The sequence below is a fragment of the Neorhizobium sp. T6_25 genome (assembly GCF_002968555.1).
Taxonomy (GTDB): domain Bacteria; phylum Pseudomonadota; class Alphaproteobacteria; order Rhizobiales; family Rhizobiaceae; genus Neorhizobium.
This window is the reverse complement of record NZ_PVBL01000051.1, coordinates 1-11,353: the sequence shown is the minus strand read 5'-3', so window position 1 is coordinate 11,353 and position 11,353 is coordinate 1. Positions and strand designations below refer to the sequence as shown.

Genomic DNA, 11,353 nt, shown 5'->3' with positions numbered 1-11,353 from the left:
CACTTGAGACAATCGCCACTATGAGCGATGATCCACTCATCAGCCTGCCAGCTGCAAGCTGACACTCATCCGGCCCTCTGGGATGAGCCGTGGTCGTCTAAGCTACACCACATCCTGGGACACGATCAGCTTGGTTCGAACTCCGTAGCGACTAATCCTATCTTGAATATCGCTTAGAAAGCGCCTCTGCCAATCCGTCAGAACCTCGTTTGAGAGCGCCTCATTGATCCGACCTTTCATCTGAGCAATTTCAGTCTCGCTTAGCATTCTTCATCCCGGACGGCAGTCTCAGTGGCTCACATAAGTTGGCAGCATTCGGACGCTACTCCGTGGCCAGCTCCTGAAGCGCGGACCGGATACGCGGTCTGAGGGAGTTCACAAAAGCATTCGTCCTCTCCCGGAGCCACGCCAACGCTCTCTCCTTCTCCACCGGATCTTCGAGATCTCGAACGACAAGCCGTTGCGAAATGTCCGGCCGGTCACCGGAGAAATCTACCGTCGCTCCACTGAGTTCCTCGGAAATCTGGCGTGCATCCTCGGCAAGTAGTTTCGACGCTCGTTCTCCCGGCGAGTTCAGGTTCGACGAAAGAGCCAGGCCCACGGCGTCGTAACGCGCGTCGCGGTAAACAGTGATCCAGCTGGACCCTCCCGGAGCGCCGAGCTTGAAAACAACATGACCGCCAAGGGAGGGTGCAGGAAGCATCTGCTCGGGGTCGTCAAGCTTCAAATTTCTCAAATATTCGGTCCAGAACCTGTGCCGGATTTGACGCCGTCTCTCCCGGGCCTCGTTTTTCTCGGGCGTGTCCATGGGAATGAAACTCCCCTCGCCCTCTTCGTCTTCATCCGCGACGATCATACCTTCAGGCACGGCTATGACCGTCCGAGCGATCGTATGGGTCTTCGCTAGAACTCGGGGCACCACGAGTTTCTCACCGGCAGGAGTGAGGTAGATCGGCATCTCGACCAGCCCGAGGGTGAAATGCAATCCCGCGTGAGCCTGCAAATAGTCGGCGATGGCCTCCACACCTTCCCGGATACCGTCTCCAACGATCAACAGGAGGAAACGACCGCGCCGCAGGTTGAAGGTCAGCGCATCGTTGAACATCACCTCGTCTACATCATGGCCAGCCTCCCTGACGAGGTCGAGCAGGACATTGCCCTTCCGGCCGACGCGGCGGCTTGCTTCCCGTTGGAGATCGGAAGCTGACCATTTCGTCAGCTCCTTTGAGTAGTCAAGAATCTGCCCGACTACTTCTCGTCGACCCTCTGGATTGCGCCAGAGCTTGCACTCTACAAGAACAGGAAGGCCAGACGGCGTCACCAGGAAGTTGTCGATCGCTCCCGCTGGAGTGACCAGTTCACGGCAGATCGCAACGGGTCCGGTGAACATCGGGTCGATTTCTGCGATCGGGAGGCACGCCGGAAAACGATGTACGAATTCCTGAATCGCGGCTTCGGTCAGCCCATGCCCCCCGACGCCCAGACCAAGCGGTATCACGGGTGACACCGTCCTCTCGTCGACGGAGATCAATAGCGGAGTGACGTGCTGCCTGCCCATGGTCGAGTCCCGGTGTTTGATCTCACCGATACCATCTTGAGCTGTGAGTCGCACTCAGATGGTGCTCGGCCCACAGTTTTCCCGCGTCCGCTCCGTGGCGTCCTTGGCAATGGGGGAAGTCGGCCGCCGCGCTGTTGCCTCCCGGAGCTTCAAACAGGGACGATGAACGTCTTGCCCGGAATGAACATCATGTTCTCTACAGAACTTCTGTTAAACCCAGTCCTGACGTACCCGCGTGGGTTACAGATCACGCGCGTCTGCGTGCCCGGAACGACGTAGTCGAAGGAGCTATGGGTATGCCCGTGTATCCAGAACTCAGGCTCGAACCTTTCGATCATCTCCGAGAGATTGGAGCAGAAGGCGGGCGTCAGTGGATCGCCTCTGAACTCTTCCGCTACGGACATCTCATGTGGCGCGGTATGCGTGACGACGATCGTCGGCCCTTCAAAGGGCAAGGCTAGCGTCTGTTCCAGCCAAGCGCGGCTGCCACGATGAAGGCCGAGGGTGATCTCCGGGGTAAATCTTCGAGGACGTCCCTGTGCATCGCGCGACGTGATGAACCGGTAGTCGTTCATGCCAATACTTGCCGCGCTCATCGCCAGTTCCTGGTTTCCATAGAGCTCGAAGTCGGTCCAGAGCGTCGCTCCGAGGAAACGGACACCAGCTATCACGACACTTCTGTTTTCGAGCATATGAACGTGCGGCAGGTCAGGAACGTCGGCTATGCTCTCTTCGTACCCATGCCGGTAGTGTTCGTGGTTTCCGGCGACCATCACGACGGGCACGCCGTGACGCGCATAGCTCCTCCACGCCCAACGACAGCTTGAAGCGACCGGCGCGGTGACATCTCCGGCCACGATAACGACATCGACGTCCTCGGCCACATCGGGCGCGAAGTCTGGTTCCCCGGAATGGTCTAGGTGGAGATCGGAGAAGACTACGGCTTTCATCTATATCTGGAGCTTTTTCTTGAGAGCAGACGGTCGGTGCCGCAATCGCGGCTCGACGTGAGGATGTTCGCAAAATGCTTGACGGGTCTGCTTTTGCCGGCGACCCTTTTCATGATCTGGAAAAGGAAGACCTCATGGAAAACGTCGCAAAGCTGTATCAAGATCTGGATGCTCAATTCTCGCAGGCAACAACGGGATTCCGATCCGTCCAAGCGAAGCTTGAAGTCCTGAGGGCTGGGGCTGAGGCACGTCTTGCCGCCGCACAAACTCACGACTTTGATCCGGACAGCGCGGGACAGGAGCGCCTGGCCCGACAGCAGTACTTCTCCATTGCACTGGTCACGCGGGAACTGGACTCGATGCTGCGGACGCTGGCCCGCGACAGGAATCGGCTAGTGGAACTCGGCACCGCTTCGTGATCACGTAGCCGCGGCGCTCCGGTGGAAATTCGACGTCTTGGGATGCTTCACCAGGCTTACCCCCTTTCTGCGATGTTTCTCGATAGACATGCGGATGGATGACCCGCTCATTTGTCTCAGTATCATTAGTTGATCAGTTACGTCGGTTAGCGCATGTCTGTTGCGGTCCAGAATATCGGTAGCGCGATCGAACTGCTCGGCCAAGAGACGTTTGACCGCCTCCCGCAATTCCGGTCGCCGCGCGCGTAGATGCGGGAGGTCCTCCTGGTCGACGATCTCCACCGCTAGCGTGTCACCCATTCCGAAACACGCTTCTATCCTCGTGCCGAGCTCAGTTGCCCTTGCCAAGTCTGACTTCGGCCCACCGGAAGAACCGTCCGCGAAGTCATCAAGGACAAGAGACTCCGCGGCAATCCCGGCGAGGAGCATCGCCAGATACCGCAGATAGTAGTCGCGTGTCTTTCGCTCGAAGTCCGATACTTCGAAATGCGCCGCCCCAATGGCGTTATAGCCTCCCGGAATGATCTCATCCATGATCTGCACCGCTGTCAGCTCCCCGACACCGACTTCAAGGCCTACGATCGCATGTCCGGCTTCGTGGAGCGCGGTCCGCCTCAGAAAATCGTGCGGAAGTGAGACCAACGGCGGGACAAAGCTCAATATGTCTTTGATTGAAAGCTGAGCCGCATGTCGGCGCGCCCGCCGCTTCGCGTCTCGTACGAGCTGCTCGAGGTCGGCCCCGGAAAAGCCGTGCGTCGCTCGAAGAAACCTCTCCATATCTTCGATAGGAATCTCGAGCCCGGAGTGATGCTTCAGAATATGAAGGCGCGCTTCTCCGTCTGGCAGCGGTATGACTAGTTGACGGCCGAGGCGACCTGCCCTTCTGATAGCCGGATCGAGATGACCAGGATGGTTCGTGGCCGCGACCACGACAACCCCGGTTCTCCGCTCATATCCATCGAGGAGTTCAAGGAAGCCGTTGATGGCTTGTCTATTGTAGTCAGCGTTGTGGCCTTGGACCGAGCGGTCTCCGAACGAGTCGACCTCATCGATAAACAGGATACAAGGTGCTTTGGATCGAGCCTCGGCGAAGGAACTCCGCATCGCCTTGAGGAAGTCACTGAGATATCCTTTAGCTTGCCACTGTGCGGACGAAGCAACAATCATAGGCACCCCGCAGGTTCGGGCCAGCACTTCCGCGAACAGAGTCTTGCCGGTGCCAGGCGCTCCCGAAATCAAGACCCCGCCATCCACCTCATTCCAGGCGATGCTGCCTTTCGAGTAGTCCGCTAAGTCTTGTGCAAGTTGTGTTCCCCATTCGGCCGCTTCTCCGAATCCTTTCATCTCGTCGAGCTTAGAACCGGGTTCTCGAGCCGAATGTCTGGGCGACGTTTCCTTCGCCTGAGTTTGGCGAAGACGCCTCAAACCAGCATTAAGGGGACGGTCAACGGGAAACGCCAATTTTAGGCTCGACCATGGGGCGGACAGAAGTCGGTAAAGATCGTCATTCGCCAGAGGCTGACCGGCCCTCTTGAAACCCGCTTTTAGCTGCCGTTCAGTGGGTCTAGGCAGCACGATATCCAGATCGACATAGAGGTCCGTTTCCTTGTCGAATTGAAGTTCACTCTCGCACAGCAGGATGACCTGGCTCTTCTGGGTAGCCTTCCAAAGGACGTCGTATTCGGCTCGGTCTCCTTTTGCCGGGCTCTGCACCACCCCCACCATGCCCCGCTCGTAGTCCAACCGGTCGTTGACCAAGGTGCGCAGGAATAACTTGGCAGCATGCTCGAAGCAGCCAAGCGCATCGGCATTTTCCACCCGCAATATCGCCCTGAAGACGGCCTTGGGTCGCGCCACGTGCCGCAGCGCCGACACGATGCCGCAATAGGCCAGAAATGTCGCAAGCGTGATATCCGGCGTCAGCTTGTCCTGCTCGACCTTCCAGATATGCCGCCGCTTTTGTTGATATTTGACGTCAGGCATTGAAATTTCCCAAACCGAACGTTCCGGGTTAAAGAGAGATGCGGCCGAGTTTTAACGTGACAGCGGATAGGCCAGCATCAAGAGAAAGCAATCCTGGTGCGTGACCATCAGTCGGCGTGGCCTGCTGCACCATCACTGTCTCGCCGTTCGAGAGTTCCAGAAGTCAGGCTCGACGCGCTCGCCGAGGCTGTACCAGCGCGAAAAGGTCCTTGCGAGACCGTGATCGGCATCGAGGAAAAACAACTCGCTTGAGAAGAGCGGGGCACCATTGGCCACTTTAGGATGACCCTGCGAGAACCCGATTAGGCAGGGTACCGCGCGACGGGCCAGAGCCCACTGCTCAACTGCGACTACATTCTGGCATACACTTGGGCTACCTCGCTCCAAGTCATTTGCCAGAAGCCTGAGATGCGACACTAGATCGCTCAGAGACATGCCGAACCAGATTTCGGAGGAGGCATCCTCCGAGCGCGATGGTCCGTCGTTCCCCTTCGAATTTCGATGCACCTTCACCTCCGGGTTCATTCAACATGTCGATTCGCGTCTTGAATTCGTTGGCTTGTTATACGCCATTCTTGGCGTATTTCAAGTCTATTTTGGCGGCTTATGCGCCATGTTTGACAGACCTCGGCAAAACCGGTCTTCAGTAGACATGTCGACCATTCTGACCCCCCAATTGAGCAAGGCCGCGCGGGGACTCCTTGATTGGAGTCAGGAGGAGCTTAGCGAAAAGGCTGGGGTGGGCCTTCGCTCCGTATCTCGTTTCGAATCCAAAGGTGGAACAGCCACGCCAGTGGTGAGGCAGAAGCTCTACGAGGCTTTCAAGCAAGGCGGCATTGAGTTCATTGCGAGCAATTCTATGACGAAGGATCTCGACGGGCTCGGGCTCAGGTTCAGGCCGCTTAATCCCAATGATGGCATCAAAATAATCTAGCATCTCGAATCGCAACCTACAGCCGCAGTTCACCCCCTGCATCGGAAGAATATAAAGGGGGTAGCTCCTCCCCAAATGGTGAGAGCGGGTCGGCGAGGAATCCAATGATACGCCGCCGAGAAGTCCTATGGTAGGTTCTATTGAACTTGATACAGAACACGCTAGAAGTGTTCATCTACGAGTTTTCAATCATTCTCTCGCGGGGTGTCCATGCTTTTCCATCTGATACCGCGCAGCGAGACCGTTCCCCAACAGGGGGTGAGTGTCGTCTACCTATGGATCGACCATTGGAATGACTACAGCTTCGTGACCATGTTCGACGTGGTCCTGTATGATGAATTTGGCGTACGACACCACCTGGAGAACGTAAAGATCGGCTTCAAGGGACAACTTACCAGCCAACCTACTTTTCAAGCGCTACCCGCAAGTTTTCCGGCACTGCCCGAAGGCTTTTTCTCGGTAGGCTGCGACGTCGACTACTATCGCATTCTAGGCCAGGCGGTCTCCCAAAAAACCCGCGATGAATTCCTCCGGGGCGTTCGTGACATCGTAGTGGACGTAAACGCGATGCAGAATGCCACTGGGGAACCAGTCTTCAAGACCTCGCTCCTGCGGTACGTAAGCATGGCCACGGTTAATGGTCAGTACACCCGTGTACTGGCTGGGATGTCACCGCTTACCGATTATAAATTCAGTTATCTGCGGCCAGTGACCGACCGGTATTCGGGCCTGGAGCTGAAGTTTGTCGTTAAGGCCGACTCAAAGCCTAGTACCAACATCCACGCGTTGATCGGCCGCAATGGCGTCGGGAAGACAACGATTCTCAACGACATGATCGATGCAGTCATGCGGAGCGAAGGCGCATTTGGCACTTTCTACGACGACAGCGATTGGGAACGCACGCCGATTGCTGGAACCTATTTTGCTAGTCTGGTTTCAGTATCCTTCAGTGCCTTCGATCCTTTCGATCCTCCACAGGAGCGGTCTGACCCAGAGCTAGGACCCAGATATTCCTACATCGGCCTCAAGGTGGAGGGAGACACTTCCGGAGCGTTGAAAACGCTCGATACTCTTAGGAGAGAGTGTCTTGCTAGCCTAACGGAGTGCTTTGTAGATGTGAGTAAAAAAGACAGATGGCGAGATGCCATCCGTACTTTGGGGTCGGACGAAAATTTCGCGCAGATGGAACTGTGGCAGCTTGCCGCGATGCAGGAAACCGATTGGCGGCGCTACGCAGCGTGGTACATCCATAACATGAGCGCTGGGCATGCCATCGTCCTCCTTACTGTTTCAAAGCTAGTCGCCCGTGTTGAGGAAAAGACATTAGTTCTTCTGGACGAGCCGGAAAGCCATCTGCACCCTCCTCTTTTGTCAGCCTTCACCCGCGCGCTTAGTGAACTACTGCATCACCGAAACGGCTTGGCAATCGTGGCGACGCATTCACCAGTCGTTCTCCAGGAGGTGCCGAAGTCATGCGTCTCTGTAATTACGCGGCTTCGACTGTCGGCCTCGATCAAGCAGCCTTCGATAGAGACCTTTGGCGAAAACGTCGGCGTTCTCACACGAGAGGTTTTCGGTTTGGAGGTCACCAGTTCAGGTTTCCACTCGCTGCTTGAAGCCGACGCTCGAAAGGGTGCGGGATATGAAGAAATAGTCTCCGACTACCAAGGGCAGTTGGGACAGGAGGCCAAAGGCATGCTTCGTGCCATGATCACGGACCCGCGTTCAGTGAACCCAGAAACATGAGGCAGTTGACACCGCCGCCCCATGGGGCGATGCACGTGTTCGATTTATGCATGGCCGAATGCGTTGTGGAAGATCGCACGTCTTACGAAGAGAATCGCGGTTTCCTCGAGCAAGCAGCGGCCGATTATCAGGCAGCCTCCGCAGCTATGTCCTGGTACACTCTTCCTCGTGTCCCCCGGGGAACGCCCCACCGCGTTGTCGCCGGTAGCTTGACCAAGGCACAGCTGACTTCGCTGTATACCGACCGCATGGTCGGGACATCGGGAGGGGCCCGACGCATCTACGACGAGATCCAGGTCGCAGCAAACGGAGATTGCCCATTTTGCGGTGGCGTGGGCCACGTTTTCACTCTCGACCACTATCTTCCTAAGTCCAGCTTCCCTCTATTTTCCGTGTTACCTGCGAACCTCGTACCATGCTGTCGCGACTGCAACACCGGAAAGAGCGCAACGTTCGGTACGACGGCTGAACAACAGCCCCTGCATCCGTATCTCGACGATCCGAAGTTGTTTAACCAACGTTGGGTCAGGGCTCGCCTGGTTCCTAGTGATCCAATTGGGGTGTTATTCTACTGCGCCGCGCCAGCGGCATGGTCTCCCACGGAGCAAGCGCGCGTGGCTAGCCATTTTACTGACTACGATCTCGCCAATCGTTACAGAAAACTCGCTGGGGCTGAGATCAACAAAGTGGTTGGTCAGCGACGGGGAACCTTGCGCGGAATGTCGCCTGGGGGATTTCACGAATATCTTTTGGAGGCCGCTAGCGAACCAGGTTACGATCTCAACGGCTGGAATCGCACCACCTATGCAGCGTTAGCTGATACCGAGTGGTTCTGGCGAGGCGGCCCCCTATAACACTTCAAAAGCTTTCCGCGAAGATCGTGGCAACGCCAGGTTTCTGCGCTACGTCTCGAAAGCTTGCAGTTGGGCATTACGTCCAAAATGCTATGATGGCGTCTTATTTTTTCCGCGCTTCTCGTATTCTGAAATGATCAGTTTTGCCCTGGTGAGTTGGGTTGCGAGTATGTCCCGCTCGCGCGCAATCTCTTTCTTTTCGATTCTGAGGCGTTTTATCAGCTCTTGGGATTTGGTCAGTTTGGCTCCGTTGGGGCCTTGGGATTCACGAGTTTTCGCCACCTCAGGCTTTAGGATAGCCTTGATCTTGTTGCGTACTTCCTGATACGCGCAGCCGTCATGGCCAATAAGTGTACGAGAGCGGCGCGCTTCTATCGCAACATTGACGTAATTGACCTTTACCGCCTTCTTGCCGGCCAAGTTAGGATGCATTGGTTTACCTGCCGACAGGCGAGCGATGGCAGCCAAGAAATTTTCTTCAATCTCTCTCGAATGGGGAGGATTTTCTCGCGGCAAGACTTTGTCCTTCCTGTTGTTCTTTAATCCAATCTAAGGCCTGTTTAGCCTGCGACGCTCTAAGTTCTGCCAAGAGCCTCCCAGCAGCATTGCCATGCGCTTGATTGTGCTCAGCTATCGTAATGTTTTCTGCGTATCGGTTTTGCCAATATTGCCTATGGCGAGCGAAAATTATGAAGTTGGCGCAGGACCAGCAGAGGTCTGTGGTCCGGTGCGTGGTCAGAGGACGAGTCGCGGTCGAAACGAACTCACCAAATTCGCGATGGTGACACCGAGCCCGGTCCGAATGAAACAGGCAATCCCCGGAAGGTCCCGCCCAGAGACGAATCCCATCTGCGTCCAACAATCGGCGCAATGCGTCAACCTGCTGATCTTTAGTCCCGTAAGTTTTGCAGAAGGCCTTGATGGATGGCGCACTCTCGCGAAGAGCCTCCGCCATTCTGCCACCTGCAGTCAAACCGCCGTAGACAAAGTCGTGCATTGCCGTCGCAGTGTGGCGAGACGCCCGGTCGTCGACCATGCGATTCAGCATCGGATCATTCCCGATATAGGCGGCCTCAGAAGTTGCTAGATAGCGATGATGCAATTGCTCCTGTACCGAAATTGTCAGTTTTGGGTCAATCTCTACAATATCCCGGGCCCAGCGACTTCTGAATTGGTGGGTCGAGATCACCCAATCGTGGCAGCTATCCGGAAGTGTAACATGTTCGGCAACGAAGCCACGCTGGCCGTCTCGGATGCTACCGCTGCGCACCTGGCCTGGTTCTAACGACTCGGTGGGCGTAATTGTCCGGGGCGGCCCCCTACCCTTTCCAAATGAAACAATAAGTCGTTCACTATCCCACACCTCCCGCCAAGGAGCGAATAGCCTATCAAGCAATAATACAGCTTCGACCGCGTCGGGTAGCCATTCAGTCCCAATCGGACGTGCTCCGGCCAGCCATTCCGCCTCAGTGGGTTCATTATCTTCGGTCTTGAAAATGACTCCCTTGATAAAGAACAGTTCATAGAGGCCCGAAGGCGACGGGCGTGAGGTAAGGCAAGCGGGCCACCCATCTTTGTGTCGGAGCCCGATGACCAATCCGAGGACCTCACTGATCCGCATGCCGGTCGAGGCTTGGACCAAAATCGTCGCAGTATCTCGTAATTCGGATAGCAGCTTCTTGAATTGTGACGAAGGACCCGCACTCCCCTTTGATCCGGGTTGTGGAATGTCAGCCTTGGCGTCGCGCGCACTTTTTATTGGCGCTCGCCAAGGTTTAGGGGTGCTTCCGGATAGATCGAACCGAAACGCCATGAGCGCTCGGTCGGTGTGATGCATGTAGCTATTGCCCTTATAGTGGCTTGCGGCGTTACGAGCCCGAAGGAATTCCCGCTGTAGCGCCAATATGTCCGAAGAATATTGCCGTACCCACTTTTGGGCGACAGGGATAATCGCATTGAAAACCTCGGTAGGCATGGCGGGTAAATGCCGTTCCACATATTCTATGTGCCGCATTGCAACCTTGTTAGCAGGATCACCGTCAAATGGATGGTGAGCGATCTCAGCTCTCGGTATAGCCCTAAGTTCGGACCGGTGGTCATAGATAGCCACCAGGATTTCCGCATAGTTAGCCAAAGTCGCATGAGACAGGCCTGTGTCGTCACTTCTTTCGACGGCGGCGAGAAGATCACAGCCGGCGACATCCGCAACGAACGATTTGGCTTTTTCAGGCGTGAGGTCCGAGAATCCAACCAGCTCGTGGCCGTGCATCCACCTCATCAATCTGAGCAGGCGCGTACCGATGGAATCTAAAGATGAAACTCCGGTAGCCCGCCTGATACCGCTAAATCGATGCGCGTCGACGAAGCGGCGGCCTAAGTCCACTAGAGACTGCCATTCTGGTGATGCCCATTCTTCATCGGTCATTCCAAGCGCCCAGTTGACGGTTGGCTGGCGGGCACCGGCTGTTTCGTTATCCCATCGCCATATACGGTCGTACCATCGCGAATGACGGGAGACAGATTCTAGCTCCAAACGTTTGGCCGAATATTTCCACCTCACCGATGTGAGGCTGCGGGTACCTTTTCTGCTCGACATGGTTCACTCGAATCTGGGAATGGGGGGTGGCGATAATTTCACGGCGGCGTAAAGAACCGTAGCAGAGACGCTGGCAAGCAATTCTCTGACGGAAATGACAACCAAATCCCATTCCGAGAACCACCGCATGGGCGGCATGCTGGGCCTGGCCTCCTCGAGCCGTTGCTCAACCTGCTTCAATTGAGCGTAAGCGCTGTCCTGACCCCACCTTCCGGATCATCACTTGATCATTGATGTTCAGCCTCGAAAGAGGGCTTGGACATATGTCGATTTCAGAGCTTACGCTTAACTCCAAGGATGAGCCGGTCCACCG

Annotated in this window: 9 protein-coding genes; 4 read left to right on the top strand and 5 right to left on the bottom strand. The window is 56.0% G+C overall.

Annotated features, from left to right (window positions below):
• Positions 1-322 precede the first annotated feature (322 nt).
• Both C5L10_RS33110 and C5L10_RS33105 read right to left on the bottom strand, forming a co-directional pair.
• A complete protein-coding gene (locus C5L10_RS33110; protein WP_105433182.1) occupies positions 323-1,558 on the bottom strand; it encodes a hypothetical protein in 1,236 nt (411 codons plus the stop codon).
• A gap of 149 nt (positions 1,559-1,707) precedes the next feature.
• On the bottom strand, positions 1,708-2,508 hold the full coding sequence (locus C5L10_RS33105; protein WP_046630973.1) for a metallophosphoesterase: 801 nt from the start codon (positions 2,506-2,508) through the stop codon (positions 1,708-1,710).
• 74 nt (positions 2,509-2,582) lie between these two features.
• Here C5L10_RS33105 and C5L10_RS33100 point away from each other — a divergent pair, with 74 nt between their 5' ends.
• Positions 2,583-2,927: a hypothetical protein gene (locus tag C5L10_RS33100; RefSeq protein ID WP_046630975.1), complete on the top strand. Its 345-nt coding sequence runs from the start codon at positions 2,583-2,585 to the stop codon at positions 2,925-2,927.
• Here the strand turns inward: C5L10_RS33100 and C5L10_RS33095 are convergent, their stop codons facing one another.
• Entirely contained in the window at positions 2,928-4,910 is a 1,983-nt protein-coding gene (locus tag C5L10_RS33095) for an AAA family ATPase (RefSeq protein ID WP_105433181.1), read from the bottom strand. It lies immediately after the preceding gene.
• 433 nt (positions 4,911-5,343) lie between these two features.
• Between C5L10_RS33095 and C5L10_RS33085 the strand changes: the two genes are divergently transcribed.
• From C5L10_RS33085 to C5L10_RS33075, 3 genes are all read left to right on the top strand, one after another.
• Positions 5,344-5,844 (top strand): helix-turn-helix transcriptional regulator, encoded by a 501-nt coding sequence (locus C5L10_RS33085; protein WP_105433179.1) that lies wholly within the window; start codon positions 5,344-5,346, stop codon positions 5,842-5,844.
• Positions 5,845-6,054: 210 nt separating this feature from the next.
• Positions 6,055-7,590, top strand: coding sequence for an AAA family ATPase (locus C5L10_RS33080; protein ID WP_105433178.1), 1,536 nt, complete (start codon positions 6,055-6,057; stop codon positions 7,588-7,590).
• 50 nt (positions 7,591-7,640) lie between these two features.
• Entirely contained in the window at positions 7,641-8,444 is an 804-nt protein-coding gene (locus tag C5L10_RS33075) for an HNH endonuclease (protein ID WP_172717324.1), read from the top strand.
• Positions 8,445-8,534: 90 nt separating this feature from the next.
• On the opposite strand, the gene C5L10_RS33070 is transcribed toward C5L10_RS33075, so the two are convergent.
• Positions 8,535-8,912, bottom strand: a complete 378-nt coding sequence (locus C5L10_RS33070; protein ID WP_172717323.1) for a hypothetical protein — start codon at positions 8,910-8,912, stop codon at positions 8,535-8,537.
• Between the two features lie 10 nt (positions 8,913-8,922).
• Positions 8,923-10,869 (bottom strand): hypothetical protein, encoded by a 1,947-nt coding sequence (locus tag C5L10_RS33065; RefSeq protein WP_172717322.1) that lies wholly within the window; start codon positions 10,867-10,869, stop codon positions 8,923-8,925.
• Positions 10,870-11,353 lie beyond the last annotated feature (484 nt).

What these genes read in the sequence shown, in the direction of transcription:
- C5L10_RS33110 (WP_105433182.1), bottom strand. Translation starts at nt 1,558, where the DNA reads ATGGGCAGGCAGCACGTCACTCCGCTATTGATCTCCGTCGACGAGAGG.
- C5L10_RS33105 (WP_046630973.1), bottom strand. Translation starts at nt 2,508, where the DNA reads ATGAAAGCCGTAGTCTTCTCCGATCTCCACCTAGACCATTCCGGGGAA.
- C5L10_RS33100 (WP_046630975.1), top strand. Translation starts at nt 2,583, where the DNA reads ATGCTTGACGGGTCTGCTTTTGCCGGCGACCCTTTTCATGATCTGGAA.
- C5L10_RS33095 (WP_105433181.1), bottom strand. Translation starts at nt 4,910, where the DNA reads ATGCCTGACGTCAAATATCAACAAAAGCGGCGGCATATCTGGAAGGTC.
- C5L10_RS33085 (WP_105433179.1), top strand. Translation starts at nt 5,344, where the DNA reads ATGCCGAACCAGATTTCGGAGGAGGCATCCTCCGAGCGCGATGGTCCG.
- C5L10_RS33080 (WP_105433178.1), top strand. Translation starts at nt 6,055, where the DNA reads ATGCTTTTCCATCTGATACCGCGCAGCGAGACCGTTCCCCAACAGGGG.
- C5L10_RS33075 (WP_172717324.1), top strand. Translation starts at nt 7,641, where the DNA reads ATGGCCGAATGCGTTGTGGAAGATCGCACGTCTTACGAAGAGAATCGC.
- C5L10_RS33065 (WP_172717322.1), bottom strand. Translation starts at nt 10,869, where the DNA reads ATGACCGATGAAGAATGGGCATCACCAGAATGGCAGTCTCTAGTGGAC.